Origin of the sequence: Pseudomonas sp. NBRC 111127 (genome assembly GCF_001320345.1) — a bacterium.
Classification (GTDB): Bacteria; Pseudomonadota; Gammaproteobacteria; order Pseudomonadales; family Pseudomonadaceae; genus Aquipseudomonas; species Aquipseudomonas juntendi.
Map to the genome: position 1 here is coordinate 1 of NZ_BCBD01000149.1, position 13322 is coordinate 13322.

Below are 13322 nucleotides of genomic sequence, written 5' to 3' on the forward strand. Positions count from 1 at the left end.
CAGCAATTCACGGGCGGCCTGGGGGGCACTGACCGAGTAGTTGATCTGGATGAAATCCAGCGCCTCGCTGCGCACCAGCTCGGCGACCTCGGCGTGGCCACTGTTCAGGTAATGGGTGATCCCGACATAGCGGGTTTTGCCCTGCTGCTTGAGTTCGCGCGCGTAGGGCAGTTGGGTTCGCCAGTCACGCAGGTTGTGCACCTGCAACAGGTCGACCTTGTCGGTGCGCAGCCGTTTCAGGCTCTCAGCCCATTGCGCTTGGGCTTCTGCGCGGCTGTCGGCGGCGATCTTGGTGGCAATGAAGCAGCGTGAATGCCAGCCCCCTTCCTCCAGCAATTGGCCAAGAATGCTGTCGGCGCCACCGTAATTGGGCGAGGTGTCGATCACCCGCCCGCCACCGTCGAAAAAGGCCTTGAGCACTGCCCGCAGTTGCTGGTAGGCAGCCGAACCGGCTTCAACCTCGAAACTGCCGGAAGTCCCGGCGCCAATGACCGGCAGCGCTTCACCGCTGGACGGTACGGCGCGGGTCAACATGCCTGCCGGCGTGGCCGCGTGCAACCAAGGGGCGCTGGCCAATAGGCCTAACATAGCACCCACGCGTAGGACATCACGACGTGCATACATGGAAAAGCTCCCGTCATGCCAGGGAAACTTCCAAGGCTAGTCGCTCCACCCGGCGCGCGTGGGCGTTTCTGTGTCCGGATGTTTTTACCTGGCCTGCAGCAGCGGGCTCAGGTCGACACCGGTGGCGCTGATTGGCGGGCACCAGTAGTAGCCGCCGCTCAGGGGCCGGCTGAAGCGGTACAGGCCGTCGATGATGCCGTCCTCCAGGCCACTCATGCGCCGCAGTTGCACTTCGAAGGCATCGAAGCTGCGGCCCAGGGCAACGAAAGCCAGGCCGGCACCGCGCTGATCGGCCCAGGATACCGAGCGGCGCACCATGAAGGCCTCGGGCTCGAAGCTTTCCTGGGCAGTACGCTTGACGTGTGCCGACTCGGGCGCGTCGTCGAGTTCTTCGTTGTCACTGAGGCGGCGGCCAATGATGTTGTCCTGGTCGGCCTGGGGCAGCGACTTGAAGTACGCCAGGTCGTGCTTCCACAGCTGAAACGCAGCAAAGCTGGAACCATCGGCAGCGATCGCTGCCTGCACCGCATCCTCGTCCACCGGGTTCTCAGTGCCGTCTTCGTAGCCGGTCAGGTCCAGCCCACCCCGGTGCAGAAACCCGTCAACGCTGTCGGCCAGGCGCAGGGCCGGCGCCAACGCCTGCTCCAGTGCCTGGGCCCGCAGCAGCAGGTCGCCCCGCTCATTGCCACGCAGCCACAGCCACAACGCATGCTGGGTGCTGGGGTTCTCTACCGCCGCATCCAGCAGCGGGAAAGGACGCAGGCCAGGTACTTCACGCCCCAGGGCTTTGGCCATGGGCGCGCCTACGCCCAGAATCACCTGCACGCCATCGACCTGCGGTAGCAAGGCATCGAGGGCGGCAGGCAACGCCTCGGGCGATTGCAGGGTGAAGAACAGGTGGCGGGCGTGGGCCGGCACCGGGGTGGCAAGCAGACCTTGCTGGAACGGCATGACAGGCTAATCCTCGAAAAAGGCGGCATGCTACTGCGCCTGCGGGCTTGCTGCAACGCGCCATACAGCACCGATGAGGGATGTCTCTGGTAACAAATGGTTACCAAGAGCTGGCTCTTTGCAATTACCTATCCACCCCGACCCACCTAGACTGCTTCGGATCCTTCGTCCGAGAGACTACCGATGACCGCCTCGCCCCTGCTCACCGCCGTTCTGCCCCTGGCCCTGGGCATCATCATGCTGGGCCTTGGCCTGTCGTTGACCTTGGCCGACTTCGCACGGGTAGTGAAATACCCCAAGCCCGTGGTGGTGGGCCTGGCCTGCCAGATTCTGCTGTTACCGCTGGTGTGCTTCCTGATCGCCAACGGTTTTGGCCTGGAGTCGGCGCTGGCGGTGGGGTTGATGTTGCTGGCCGCTTCGCCGGGCGGCACCACGGCGAACCTGTTCAGCCACCTGGCACATGGCGATGTGGCGTTGAATATCACCCTCACAGCGGTCAACTCATTGATCGCGATTCTCACCATGCCGCTGCTGGTCAACCTGTCGTTGAGCTGGTTCATGGCGTCGGACCAGGCCATACCGCTGCAGTTCGCCAAGGTCATGCAGGTGTTCGCCATTGTTCTGCTGCCGGTGGCGCTGGGTATGCTGATTCGCCGCTTTGCCCCCGCGTTTGCCGCGCGCATGCAAAAGCCGATGAAGCTGGTGGCGGCATTGTTTCTGGCATTCACCATTGTCCTGGCGCTGGCCAAGGACTGGCAGACGGTGGTCGAGTACGCACCGGTCGTGGGCCTGGCGGCGCTGCTGTTCAACATCTTGAGCCTGGCGGTGGGCTACTGGGTGCCGCGCCTGCTCAACATCCCCAAGCGCCAGGCCATCGCCATCGGCATGGAAATCGGCATACACAATGGCACGTTGGCCATTGCCCTGGCCCTGAGCCCGTCGCTGCTGAACAACCCGACCATGGCAGTGCCGGCAGCACTGTACAGCCTGATCATGTTCTTCACCGCCGCCGGTTTCGGCTGGTGGGTGAGCCGAGGGCACGCCGTGGCGCAGCCTGAACGCGGCACCGCCGGGTAACGGCCAGGCAGTCAGCGCCGGTTGCGCTTGCCCCGCAGTTGCTGTTTCAACACCTTCAACGGCGGCGCGTAGAAGAAACCGAACGACACCCCTCCGGTGCGCCCCTTCACTGCATGGTGCAGCCGGTGCGCCCGGTACAGGCGTTTGAGGTAGCGGTTGACCGGCCGTGGCCGGCGCGGCCAGTGCCGATGAAAGAAACCATCATGGGCCAGTACATAAAGTACGCCATAGCCCGCCACGCCACCGCCCACCCACTGCAGCGGCGCATGGCCGCCCTTGCCCAGGGCGATCAGGGCGGCGGCTATCAGCGCCAGGGCCAGCAGGTAGAGGTCATTGGTTTCGAGCATGCCCAGCTGTGGCTCATGGTGCGAGCGGTGCAAGCACCAGCCCCAGCCATGCATGATGTACTTGTGGGCCAGCGTGCCTACGCCCTCCATGGCCAACAGGGTGCCGAACAGCACGGTCAGATTGAGCAGCATGGAACGGTCCGGGTGATCGCATAGGGTGGCGCAAGGTTACCGGCTGATGGTTTTTTTTTCCACGTGGCAGGCGCCGCCGCAGGGCATGTGCCGATTAAGCCATTGTCATCTTTGCACCCTTGACCGGCTTTGCCGCGGGGCGTATGGTCCGCGTCGCAATTTAGCCATCCCAACAGGAGACCCGCTTTGGACAGTAGCCCCAGTCGCTTGCGACAGGCCCGCGTGGCGCGCTAGCCCGGCAGTGTCCTGCACTGTCTGGCCAGCCTGGCAAGACGGTGGTTTCGTGTAACCCCCGCTTCACCTCCCTCCCCCGTGGTCCTGCGCATCTTTCTGGTTTTTCAACCGCGCCCAGTGAAGGCGCTCATGCGGGCCTGTGCCCGTGGAAGAGGTGAGCTATGGATTGGAACGTTTTTCTGCTGCGCGTCAGTGTCGCGTTGCTGCTAGGGGCGCTGATCGGCGCCGAACGCCAGTTGCGCCAGCGCCTGACCGGGCTGCGCACCAATGCACTGGTCAGTACCGGGGCCTGCCTGTTCGTGCTGATGACCCAGGCAGTGCCCGGCATGGCCGCTGCCGATGCCTCACGCGTTGCCGCTTATGTGGTCTCGGGCATTGGTTTTCTCGGCGGCGGGGTGATCATGCGCGACGGCTTCAATGTGCGCGGCCTGAATACCGCCGCCACCCTGTGGTGCACGGCAGCGGTCGGTGTCTTGTGCAGCCTGGGGCTGTTGCTGGAGGCCGCGCTGGGTAGCCTGGTGGTGCTGTGCGCGAATATCCTGCTGCGCGACATCGCCCAACGCCTTGACCGCCAGGGCGTGGTGCCCGCCAGCGAGCACGAACAGCATTTCGAAGTGCGCATCGTATGCCGCGCCGAGGACGAGATCCAGGTGCGCAGCCTGATGCTGCACAGCCTGGCCGAACCGCAGCTACGCCTGCAGTCGCTGCAAAGTGCCGACCTGGACAACCCGGCCAGGCTTGAGGTGCGTGCAGAGCTGTTGGGCACCGCACAGGCACCGGCGCAGTTGGAGCGCCTGGTCAGCCGGGTCAGCCTGGAAAAGGGCGTGAGTTCGGTGCGTTGGCAACTTCAGCAACAGGTGCTGGCCGTGGATTGAGCGCCACCGGGTTCGCTGCCGGTGATGAAAAAGATTAAACCTTTGCCCTGCCCCGCCCCTCAACCGTACGCGACACTGAGGTCGCGCCAAGGTTTAAGGAGTGAAGCATGAGCAGTCTTTTCATCAAGCGTGTCGGGTTATCGATGGTGCTGGGTCTGGTATCGGCCCACACGCTGGCAGCCAGCTCCAATGATTTCGTCGATGCAGCGGTCGAATCCGGCATCGCCGAAGTGGTTACCGGCAACCTGGCCCAGGAAAAAAGCCAGAACGCAGAGATCAAGACCTTCGCCCAGCAAATGGTCACCGACCATACCCAGGCCAATCAGAAGCTCGGCGACATCGCCCGTAAACTGGATATTTCGGTACCCGACGACGCGGCGATGACCGACAAGGTCAAGAAGATGATCCTGGAATGGCGTGACGAGTCGTTCGACAAGTCTTACCTCAACAACCAGGTCGATGCGCACGAGAAAGCGGTCGAGCTGTTCAAGAAAGAAGCTGCGTCCTCCGACAAGGCTGAGCTGAAGGCCTTCGCCAGCGAAACCCTGCCCAAGCTGGAACAGCACCTGGAGCACGCCAAGGCACTGCAGGCCAAACACGCTAAGTGAACGTGAGGTTCGACATGAGTAACGATGCACTGAAAAGCGAAGTACTCACCCGTCTGCTGCATGCTCATCCGCAGGGGCTGGGCAAGGAAGTGCTGGACAACTATCGTGGCGAGAAGGCCGTTGCAGGCATGCTCAAGACCCTGCAGGACGACGGCCTGATTCATGATGGCAGCGTGGTGGTCAGCAGTGACCACCAAATCAGCGTCCAGTACCCCATCAAGCTGTCGGCGGCCGGTGTAGACGCCGCCAGGCGGGCCGAGGGCTAAGCGCTGGCAAACCGGGGATTTGCGCCGCCTGGCGTCACAGGCCGGGCAAATCCCTCGGTAAACCCGCCAGCCCATTTCGCTCAGCTGGCGGGCATTCCCTATTTCTTCTCCACATCCCTGGGTGGTTTGGCGGGGCCCTGCGGGTCAACCTGCGGATCGTCGAGGTCCGGCGAATCCGGGTCGAAACCCAGGTCACTCTGCTTGTCCGCCTGCTCCGAGGAGTGCGGCCCCTGTTTGTGCGGTGGTTGTTTATCAGGCATGACGCTATCTCCTTGAGGTGTTTAGGGAAGAAAGCGCTGCCACGAAAAAGTTTGATTAACCTGTTGCTTCGGCCATCCGCGCCCGGCACTGCGCCAACGCCTCGTCACGCTCGCGCAGTTGTTCCTCGAAGTGTTTCAGCTGCCGCGCTTGCTCGGTACACAGCTCGCGCCGCTGCTCCAGGCTCTGTGCCTGGGTCTCCAGTTGCCGGCGCATTTCCTCACTGGCGCCCTGCGCCTGCGCCAGGATCGTGCGCAAACCCTGGATCTGCGCATCACGTTGCTCCAGCAATTCCCCCTGCGCCCGGCATTCGCTGGCCACTTGGCGGTGCTCACCGAGCAAACGCTCGTTATCGCGGTGCAGGCGGGTCAGTTCGTCCTGCTTGACGATCATGCCCTGCTGCAATTGGCGCACTTCCACCTGCAACTGCTGCAATTGCGCCTCGTGCCGGCGTTGTTCCTGCTCGCGCTGCTCACGGCTGGCGCTGCGGTAATGCTCAAGGGCGTCGCGGGCATGGCGGTGCTTGTCTTCCAGTGACTGGATCTGCTCGTCCTTGTCTGCCAGGCGCAGCTGCAGTTCGCCCAGCGACTGGTTGAGGCTCGCACTGCGTAGCTGTTCGGCCTGCAACGTGCTTTGCGTGGACAGCAGCCGCTCGGACTCGGCGGCCAGTGCTGCGGCATCGATCTGGTGCTGCTGATGCGCTGCGGCCAGGGCTTGCTGCGCGCTTTCGAGCTGCGCCTGCAGCTGTTCACGCTGCTGGGTAAACGTGCTTTCGGCCTGCTCGATGGTCAGATCGGCCTCGTCCTGCAACTGGGTCGCCAATTGCCCAACCATGCGGGCCAGCACCTCACTCAATGCAACGCCACCTTCCGCGGCAACCGGCTGCTGGCCATTCAGCTCCTTGAGGTAGCGGTGAATGGTGGTCTTCGAGCCGGTATTGCCCAGCTCGATACGAATGGCATCGATGCTGGGGTTTTCGCCCCGGGCGATCAGCGCCTGGCGTGCCTGCTGCACCACCACCTTGTTTATGCCGCCCCGGGCCATGAGTGCTCCTACGATTTCGTACCGTGTTATGTAGCATGTAATTACGTACTGATTATGCCAATGATTGCCTTCGTCAGCAAAGGTTTTCTCAGATGGAATAATCACGGCTTATCGCATGTGAGGGGTAAATTTGTGCGTTTGGTAGTGCTGGCAGCGGTACGAGGCTCTGCAACCACCCGCCTTGTGTCCCAGGCGCTTTGCCGCCACCATGAACGTCCGGTTCCTGCCCCTGCGAAAAAGCACCCGAAACACATGACCCTGGATAACTACAAGGCAATTGCCGACAGCATCGCGCTGTTGCTGTACCCGCACGCGGAAGTCATCGTCCACGACCTGCGCAGCCAGACAGTGGTGCACATCGCCAACAACTTCTCCCAACGCACCTTGGGTGACGACTCGGCGATCGATCATGAACTGGGCGACTTGCTCCAGGGCACGAACCTTGGCCCTTACGAGAAACTCAACTGGAACGGCCAGAAGGTCCGTTCGATCAGCACCGTGTTGCGCAATGCCCAGGGCGCAGCCGAGCACCTGATGTGCATCAACCTGAATGTGTCGGTACTGGAGCAGGCTCGTGTTGCGCTGGATGCGTTCTTCCAGATGAGCCGTGTGGTGCCGCAACCGGACGCGTTGTTCCGCAACGACTGGCAGGAACGCATCAACACCTTCCTGCATGGCTGGCTGCAGGCGCGCAACCTGTCACTGCAAACGTTGCGCATGAAGGACAAGCGCAGCCTGGTGCAGGCGCTGCATGCCGAGGGCGCGTTTCAAGGCCGCAGTGGCGTGGACTACGTGGCCAGCGTACTGAGCATGGGGCGCGCGACCGTGTACAAGTACCTGAAAGAGCTCAAGGCCCTTTAAACCCACTATCGCTGGCTTGCCGGGATGAGCACGGCGACGCATGTGCACGCCTGCTTGTCTCGAATAGAATAAAAGTCTACGGTAGACGGATATTCCATATCTATGCAGGTTTACAGCATGGCAGCCACTCCCGCTCTTGCGCCCATTATCGATGCCACTCAGTTGGATGGGCTTTTTCGGTCCATAAAGGATGCCCATGCGGCACTGCGCCCTGCCGTCAGTGTGACGCCGCTGACCCGCAGCGCCCGCCTCTCGGAGCAGACCGGTTGCGATGTGCTGCTTAAATGCGAACATCTGCAGCACACCGGTTCGTTCAAGTTTCGCGGCGCCAGCAACAAGATCCGCCTGCTGCCAACCGAACAGCGGGCTGCCGGGGTGATCGCCGCGTCTTCGGGCAACCACGGGCAGGCCTTGGCAATGGCCGGCAACGCCGCTGGGGTGCCGGTGACGGTGTACAGCGCCGCTTCAGCGTCGGCCTACAAGCTGGCAGCGATGCGTGCCTTGGGCGCCGAAGTCATCTGCCTGCCCAGCGACCCATTGGGTGCAGAACTGGAGGCCGCCAGGCAAGCGCGGCTGCAGGGTGTGCCGTTCGTGTCGCCGTACAACGACCTGCAGGTCATCGCAGGCCAAGGCACCCTCGCAATGGAGTTGTTCGAGCAGGCACCCGACCTGGACGCGGTATTCGTCGCGGTGGGCGGCGGCGGGCTGATTGCCGGTATCGGCGCCGCCCTGCGCGTGCTCAAGCCGGGCACCGAGATCATTGGTTGCTGGCCCGAAAATGACCCCGCACTGGCGCGCTCGCTACAGGCGGGTGAGATCATCGAAGTGCAGGCGCGCGAAACCCTTTCCGACGGCACCGCCGGTGGCATCGAGCCAGGTGCTGTCAGCTTCCCGCTGTGCCAGGCACTGGTCACCGGGACGGTGCTGGTCAGCGAGGACGAAATCCGTGCAGCCATGCGCGACATCGCCCGCCACGAGCGCTGGATCATCGAAGGCGCTGCGGCAGTTGCCGTCGCCGGCATGCAGAAACTGGCCAGGCAGTACCAAGGCAAGCGGGTTGCGGTGGTCCTGTGTGGCCGCAACATTGTCCTGGACAAGTTTCTCGAAGCGGTCGGGTGACAGCTGACGCCAGGGCCCGGCATAGCGCCGGGCCCCAACCTCAACCGCTCAGAGCAGGCGCTGCACCTGGGCTGGCGTACGCTGCATCAGCACCTTGCCATGGCGCACCGAGACCAGCGCATGCCCCTGGCTGCGCACCATCTCGTAGTCATCGGGTGCCGACAGCAGCAACAGGTTGGCTGGGCGCCCCACCTCGATGCCATAGTGCTCCCCAAGGTTCAGGGTGCGGGCGCTGTTGTCCGTGATCAGGTCCAGGCAACGCTGCAAGTCTTCGTAGCCGAGCATGTGGCAGATGTGCAGCCCGGCTTCGAGAATGCGCAGGATGTTGCCGTTGCCCAGGGGGTACCACGGGTCCACGATGGAGTCCTGGCCAAAGCACACGTTCATGCCGGCGCGGTCGATTTCGGCTACCCGGGTAACCCCCCGGCGCTTGGGGTAGTTGTCGAAGCGCCCTTGCAAGTGGATGCTTTCGGTTGGGCAGGACACGAAGTTGATGCCCGACAGCTTCAACAGGCGGAACAGCTTGTAGCAGTAAGCGTTGTCATACGAACCCATCGCCACGGTATGGCTGGCGGTGACCCGGGCGCCCATGCCACGCACCCGGGCTTCCTCGGCCAGAACTTCAAGAAAACGTGACTGCGGGTCGTCGGTTTCGTCACAGTGCACGTCTACCAGGCAGCCACTGCGCTCGGCCAGGTCCATCAGGAATTTTATCGACGACACGCCCTGGTCGCGGGTGTTCTCGAAATGCGGAATGCCCCCGACCACGTCGGCACCAATGGCCACCGCTTCGGTCATCAATGCCCTGCCGTTGGCATACGACTCGATGCCCTCCTGCGGAAACGCAACGATCTGCAGGTCGACCAGCCCGCGGACTTCGTCGCGTACCTCGACCATGGCCTTGAGCGCGGTAAGCGTCGGGTCGGTGACATCGACATGCGTGCGCACATGCTGGATACCGTGGTCCACCAGCATGCCAATGGTTTTCTTCGCGCGGGCCTTGATGTCATCGTGGGTGGTGAACTGCTTGCGCTCGGCCCAGCACTCGATGCCCTCGAACAGCGTACCGCTCATGTTCCACCTCGGCTCACCGGCCGTCAGGGTGGCGTCAAGGTGGATGTGCGGCTCGACAAAGGGCGCTACCACCAAGTTCTGTGCAGCGTCCAGGTCGCCGGGCGCCTGCGCCACTGCATTGGCCTGCGGCACGATTGCGCTGATGCGCTCGCCAGCAAGTTCAATGCGGAACAAGCCGGGTTTGCCGCGCAGCCGGGCGTTGATGATGTTCATGCGGTTACTCCTTGCCGTGGGCTTCGCTCATGCGCCATACCAACATGGCGACCGAAGCATTCATGCGAAAAAGCGGGTCGTCGATCGACTGCCCGCTCAGTTGTTCGATGCGCTGTATGCGCTGATTGACAGTGTTACGGTGCAGGCCCAGGCGCTGGGCGGCTTTGAGGCTGTTGCCATTTTCCATGAGCAAGGCGTCGAGGGTGTGGACCAATGCAGTGGCCTGCTTACGCCCTGGTGCCAGCAGCGGGCCAAGGGTACGGCTGACGAAATCGTCGATCAGCGAGCGGTCGACGATGCCCTGTAGCAAACGCAACACGCCCAGCTCACTGAAATTGCAGTAACCACTGGCCGGGCGCAGGTGCCGAGCCACATCCAGTGCCTGGCGCGCTTCATTCAAGGCCTGGCGGTAGTCTGCACAGTCTTCGGCAAGGCTGGAAAGCCCCATGTACAGGCTCAACTCGCCGGCTACCCCTTGTAATTGCCGGTACAGCGCGGCCAAACGTTCCGGCAGGTCTTGCGTGTCGGCCAGCAACACGACGAACAGGTCACCGGGCAGGTGCGCCGTGACGCTGCCCGGCTGCTGCCGGCACCAGGCTTCCAGTTGGTCCTCCAGGGCCTGGCGGGTGTGCTGCCAGCGCCGCTCGCCGAGCGTCAGCCCCAACCGCTGGAACAGCTCATCGACCCCGGCCAGCCGCAAGGCCAGTAGCCGGCGCGGTTCATCCAGCGCCAATTGCAGGTGCGCAGCGCGCTGCCGGGCAATCGCCAGGCTTGGGTAATCGCCACTGAGCAGTTGGCCGAGGATGTCGTTGCGCGAGCGGCGAACCTGGGTCATCTGCACCAGCGCAGTACCGATCAAGTGGGTGACCACCACCATTTTCAGGGCGTAAGGCTGTTCGATCAGTGGCAAACCCAGCTGCTCGGCACGGGCAATCACTGCAGGCGCAATGTGCTGGATGAAACTGCCGCCGGTGAGGATTACCAGCCCGGCAATGCCGACGGCGTCACCGTCTTCGACCAGCGCAAGCAGGTTGGCCTCACCCCGTGGGTGGTTGATGCCGGTGACGAACACCAGCTCGCCGCCCATCACCCATTCGGCGATACCTTCGTTTTCTGCCACATAAGGCCAGCGTACCCGCCGTTGCAGGTTGCGCGCCCCGGCGCGCACGCTCATCTCGTGCAGGCCGGGCAGCTGCAGGATTTCTTCCAGCGCCAGGCTCACGGTTCGACGCCCGCCTGGGCCGCTGCGCGGCGCCCACCCAGCTCGAGCACGACGATGTAGCACAGCGCCGAGGCGCCGATACCCACCAGCGGTGCCACCCACGGCGAAGCGTAGGCCAGTACGGCGCCAACGGCGTAGGCCAACAGCCCGACCAGGTTGTAACGGGGCAGCGTTGCAGTGCCCAGCGCCGGGTATTTACCACGGTGGCGGTACCAGAAATCGGCCATGATCACGCCACCCACCGGCGGAATGATCGAACCCAGCAGCACCAGGAACGGGATCAGCATCTCGTACATGCCACCCATGGCCAGCACGATACCCACAGCGGCCGCCAACAGGGTCGCCGTGCGCCGCCGTTCGCTGCGCAGCAGGTGGCACGCGGCAGCCGAAACGTTGTAGATGGTCGGCCCCTGGATGGTCCACAGGTTCAGGCACAGCATGACCACTGCGGCAAAGGACAAGCCCTGCAGCATCATCACTTCGACGATATCGGCCTGCTGGTAGACCATGGCGCACCAGGCGCCTGCCACCACCATCAGGCCGTTGCCCAGCAGGAACGCGACCACACTGGCGCCCACCGCTACCCGCCCGCTGCGCGACAGGCGTGTCCAGTTGGTCGCCTGGGTCGCGCCGCTGGCAAAGGTACCGAACACCATGGTCACTGCCGCCGAAAACGTCATGGTCTCATGCGGTACCACCGCCGCCAGGCCGGCGAACCCACCGGCATCGCGGGTGGCGATGTACATCGACACCAACAGCAGCACGAACATCAGTGGCACCGAAACCCGGGCCAGCACATCCAGCCCCTTGAAACCGAGGATGGCGGTGATGCTGAAGCCCAGGCCGAACAGCACCATCAACGGCAGGCTGAAACCCTCTGCCAGGCCAAGCAGCTTGACCAGCACGATCGCCACCGTGGCGGTGCCCCAGGCGTACCAGCCCAGTTCGGCGAAGCCCAGCAGGAAGTCGGACAGCCGGCTGCCTGCCTCCCCGAAACAGAAACGCCCCATCAACACCGTGTTCAGGCCGCTACGCGAGGCAATGAAGGCCAACGCGGCGGCATACAGCGCAAGCAAGCTGTTACCGAGAGTGGCGACCCACAGCATGTCGGCGAAACTGAACGCCATGCCCAGTTTGCCGCCGGCAAACATGGTGCCGGTGAAGAAGGTGAAACTGAACAGGACCATGGTGATCGGCAGCAGGCCCTTGCGGGCTGATGGCGGCGCTTCGCTGAGTGGAAATTCGCTGGGTGAGCTCATTGCACGGGGCTCCAGGTTGTAGTTGGGAGCAGCTGGAGCAAGATGCGGGCCGCTTTTTGCGGCCGCCAAACAGCGAAAAAAACCGGGCATGCAGCCCATTGGTGCATGTGCACAGTGACCAGTAAAGCCGGGTTTTAGCCCGGTGAAAGTGTGCGGCTCGACTTCTTTTGAGGCATTCATGCACCAAAGCGGTTCCGGGCTGAGTAGTAACCACCCAGCCCGACACCGCACGCAACGTTATGCCGCCCCGTCCAGCCCCATCTGCCAGAAATCCGCTTCCAGGCTGGAGGCCTGGGCGAAAATGGCTGCCAGTTCGGCAAAACGCTGCTCGGTCATGCTGCGTGCTGCCAGTTCGTCGAGGTGCCGGCGAGCTGCGGCAGCCACGCCCTGGTAGGCTGCACCCGCGTACTCGCCAATCCACTCGCGGTACGGGTGGCCGCTCAAGTCGCCAATCTGCTCGGCCAGGGCGCGGCCGATTTCGGCATAGCCGACCACGCAGGGGGCCAGTGCCACCTGCAGCTCCAGCAGGTCCCCGGCAGCGCCGCAGTCCAGCACGTAACGGGTATAGGCCACGGTGGCCTGATGCTCTGGCGCCGCTTCGATGTCGGCCTGGCTCAACCCCCAGCGCGCGCACAGCCGCAGGTGCAGCTCGGTTTCATCGAGAATGGCCGCCAGCGTGGTCTGTGCGGCACGAATGTCCGCCGGGCGTCGGCTTTTGTAGGCAGCCAGCGCCCAGGCCCGGGCAAACTGGACCAGGAACAGGTAGTCCTGCACCAGGTAGGTACGAAACGCTTGCTCGCTCAACGTGCCCGCACCCATCTGCTGCACGAAGTCGTGCGTGACATAGCGGGCCCAGGGGCGGTTGGCGGCGGTTTTCAGACGCTCGAAGATATCCATGCTCACTGGCCCTCCGGGTAGATGGCATCGAAGAAGGCCAGCTCCAGTGCCACGGTGCGCTGGTAGAAGTCACTGGCCAGCGCCGCCGCCTGCGGGCCTACTCGGTCCAGTTCGGCCTGCAGGAAGGCAACGAAGTCCTGGAAGGCCGGGTTGTCATGCAGCGTGATCCATTCGGCATGGACAAAGTTGGCCGGCAAGGGCTTGGGCGCCTTCAACGCCCAGTCCAGGTACAGGCCCTCGGCGACGTTGAGCACCGCCAGC

The 13322-nt window shown here is 63.4% G+C and carries 15 protein-coding genes and 1 pseudogene; 6 read left to right on the forward strand and 10 right to left on the reverse strand.

All coding sequences use genetic code 11. The annotated features are described in order from the left end of the window. The coding region (locus APH30_RS21650; RefSeq protein WP_054913735.1) for an aldo/keto reductase at window positions 1–624 on the reverse strand (624 nt) is incomplete at its 3' end. Window positions 625–708: 84 nt separating this feature from the next. Then, window positions 709–1575: a Dyp-type peroxidase gene (locus tag APH30_RS21655; RefSeq protein ID WP_054913727.1), complete on the reverse strand. Its 867-nt coding sequence runs from the start codon at window positions 1573–1575 to the stop codon at window positions 709–711. A gap of 183 nt (window positions 1576–1758) precedes the next feature. Between APH30_RS21655 and APH30_RS21660 the strand changes: the two genes are divergently transcribed. Beyond that, complete coding sequence (locus tag APH30_RS21660; protein ID WP_054913728.1) at window positions 1759–2652, forward strand: bile acid:sodium symporter family protein; 894 nt, start codon at window positions 1759–1761, stop codon at window positions 2650–2652. A gap of 11 nt (window positions 2653–2663) precedes the next feature. On the opposite strand, the gene APH30_RS21665 is transcribed toward APH30_RS21660, so the two are convergent. Further along, on the reverse strand, window positions 2664–3131 hold the full coding sequence (locus APH30_RS21665) for a sterol desaturase family protein (protein WP_054913729.1): 468 nt from the start codon (window positions 3129–3131) through the stop codon (window positions 2664–2666). A 395-nt stretch (window positions 3132–3526) separates the two neighbouring features. Between APH30_RS21665 and APH30_RS21670 the strand changes: the two genes are divergently transcribed. From APH30_RS21670 to APH30_RS21680, 3 genes are all read left to right on the forward strand, one after another. After that, window positions 3527–4240 carry an MgtC/SapB family protein gene (locus APH30_RS21670; RefSeq protein ID WP_009686909.1) on the forward strand — a complete coding sequence of 238 codons (714 nt, stop codon included), beginning with the start codon at window positions 3527–3529 and terminating at the stop codon, window positions 4238–4240. 107 nt (window positions 4241–4347) lie between these two features. Beyond that, window positions 4348–4848 carry a DUF4142 domain-containing protein gene (locus tag APH30_RS21675; RefSeq protein WP_009686910.1) on the forward strand — a complete coding sequence of 167 codons (501 nt, stop codon included), beginning with the start codon at window positions 4348–4350 and terminating at the stop codon, window positions 4846–4848. Between the two features lie 14 nt (window positions 4849–4862). Then, window positions 4863–5114: a hypothetical protein gene (locus APH30_RS21680; RefSeq protein ID WP_054904707.1), complete on the forward strand. Its 252-nt coding sequence runs from the start codon at window positions 4863–4865 to the stop codon at window positions 5112–5114. A gap of 98 nt (window positions 5115–5212) precedes the next feature. On the opposite strand, the gene APH30_RS29190 is transcribed toward APH30_RS21680, so the two are convergent. Together APH30_RS29190 and APH30_RS21685 are read right to left on the reverse strand one after the other, a co-directional pair. After that, complete coding sequence (locus APH30_RS29190) at window positions 5213–5374, reverse strand: DUF6021 family protein (protein ID WP_167524213.1); 162 nt, start codon at window positions 5372–5374, stop codon at window positions 5213–5215. Between the two features lie 55 nt (window positions 5375–5429). Further along, window positions 5430–6416 carry a DNA-binding protein gene (locus APH30_RS21685; protein WP_054913730.1) on the reverse strand — a complete coding sequence of 329 codons (987 nt, stop codon included), beginning with the start codon at window positions 6414–6416 and terminating at the stop codon, window positions 5430–5432. Between the two features lie 252 nt (window positions 6417–6668). On the opposite strand from APH30_RS21685, the gene APH30_RS21690 reads away from it, so the two are divergent. Then, window positions 6669–7277 (forward strand): transcriptional regulator, encoded by a 609-nt coding sequence (locus APH30_RS21690; RefSeq protein ID WP_054913731.1) that lies wholly within the window; start codon window positions 6669–6671, stop codon window positions 7275–7277. A 117-nt stretch (window positions 7278–7394) separates the two neighbouring features. After that, complete coding sequence (locus APH30_RS21695) at window positions 7395–8396, forward strand: threonine/serine dehydratase (protein WP_054913736.1); 1002 nt, start codon at window positions 7395–7397, stop codon at window positions 8394–8396. A gap of 48 nt (window positions 8397–8444) precedes the next feature. Here APH30_RS21695 and codA read toward each other — a convergent pair whose 3' ends face one another. From codA to APH30_RS21720, 5 genes and pseudogenes are all read right to left on the reverse strand, one after another. Continuing rightward, window positions 8445–9683: a cytosine deaminase gene (codA, locus tag APH30_RS21700; protein WP_029886206.1), complete on the reverse strand. Its 1239-nt coding sequence runs from the start codon at window positions 9681–9683 to the stop codon at window positions 8445–8447. 4 nt (window positions 9684–9687) lie between these two features. Beyond that, window positions 9688–10905, reverse strand: a complete 1218-nt coding sequence (locus APH30_RS21705; RefSeq protein ID WP_054913732.1) for a PucR family transcriptional regulator — start codon at window positions 10903–10905, stop codon at window positions 9688–9690. Next, window positions 10902–12164 (reverse strand): cytosine permease, encoded by a 1263-nt coding sequence (codB, locus tag APH30_RS21710; protein WP_054913733.1) that lies wholly within the window; start codon window positions 12162–12164, stop codon window positions 10902–10904. The genes APH30_RS21705 and codB overlap by 4 nt, the downstream gene beginning before the upstream one ends. A gap of 237 nt (window positions 12165–12401) precedes the next feature. Continuing rightward, the gene (tenA, locus tag APH30_RS21715; RefSeq protein ID WP_054913734.1) at window positions 12402–13061 is read right to left on the reverse strand and encodes a thiaminase II; all 660 of its coding nucleotides are present in this window, start codon (window positions 13059–13061) and stop codon (window positions 12402–12404) included. A 2-nt stretch (window positions 13062–13063) separates the two neighbouring features. Further along, a pseudogene (locus tag APH30_RS21720) lies at window positions 13064–13322 on the reverse strand (TenA family transcriptional regulator); the annotation flags it as partial.

Excerpts from the sequence above, each read along its gene's own strand:
- APH30_RS21655 (WP_054913727.1), bottom strand. The coding sequence starts at position 1,575 with ATGCCGTTCCAGCAAGGTCTGCTTGCCACCCCGGTGCCGGCCCACGCC.
- APH30_RS21660 (WP_054913728.1), top strand. The coding sequence starts at position 1,759 with ATGACCGCCTCGCCCCTGCTCACCGCCGTTCTGCCCCTGGCCCTGGGC.
- APH30_RS21665 (WP_054913729.1), bottom strand. The coding sequence starts at position 3,131 with ATGCTGCTCAATCTGACCGTGCTGTTCGGCACCCTGTTGGCCATGGAG.
- APH30_RS21670 (WP_009686909.1), top strand. The coding sequence starts at position 3,527 with ATGGATTGGAACGTTTTTCTGCTGCGCGTCAGTGTCGCGTTGCTGCTA.
- APH30_RS21675 (WP_009686910.1), top strand. The coding sequence starts at position 4,348 with ATGAGCAGTCTTTTCATCAAGCGTGTCGGGTTATCGATGGTGCTGGGT.
- APH30_RS21680 (WP_054904707.1), top strand. The coding sequence starts at position 4,863 with ATGAGTAACGATGCACTGAAAAGCGAAGTACTCACCCGTCTGCTGCAT.
- APH30_RS29190 (WP_167524213.1), bottom strand. The coding sequence starts at position 5,374 with ATGCCTGATAAACAACCACCGCACAAACAGGGGCCGCACTCCTCGGAG.
- APH30_RS21685 (WP_054913730.1), bottom strand. The coding sequence starts at position 6,416 with ATGGCCCGGGGCGGCATAAACAAGGTGGTGGTGCAGCAGGCACGCCAG.
- APH30_RS21690 (WP_054913731.1), top strand. The coding sequence starts at position 6,669 with ATGACCCTGGATAACTACAAGGCAATTGCCGACAGCATCGCGCTGTTG.
- APH30_RS21695 (WP_054913736.1), top strand. The coding sequence starts at position 7,395 with ATGGCAGCCACTCCCGCTCTTGCGCCCATTATCGATGCCACTCAGTTG.
- codA (WP_029886206.1), bottom strand. The coding sequence starts at position 9,683 with ATGAACATCATCAACGCCCGGCTGCGCGGCAAACCCGGCTTGTTCCGC.
- codB (WP_054913733.1), bottom strand. The coding sequence starts at position 12,164 with ATGAGCTCACCCAGCGAATTTCCACTCAGCGAAGCGCCGCCATCAGCC.
- tenA (WP_054913734.1), bottom strand. The coding sequence starts at position 13,061 with ATGGATATCTTCGAGCGTCTGAAAACCGCCGCCAACCGCCCCTGGGCC.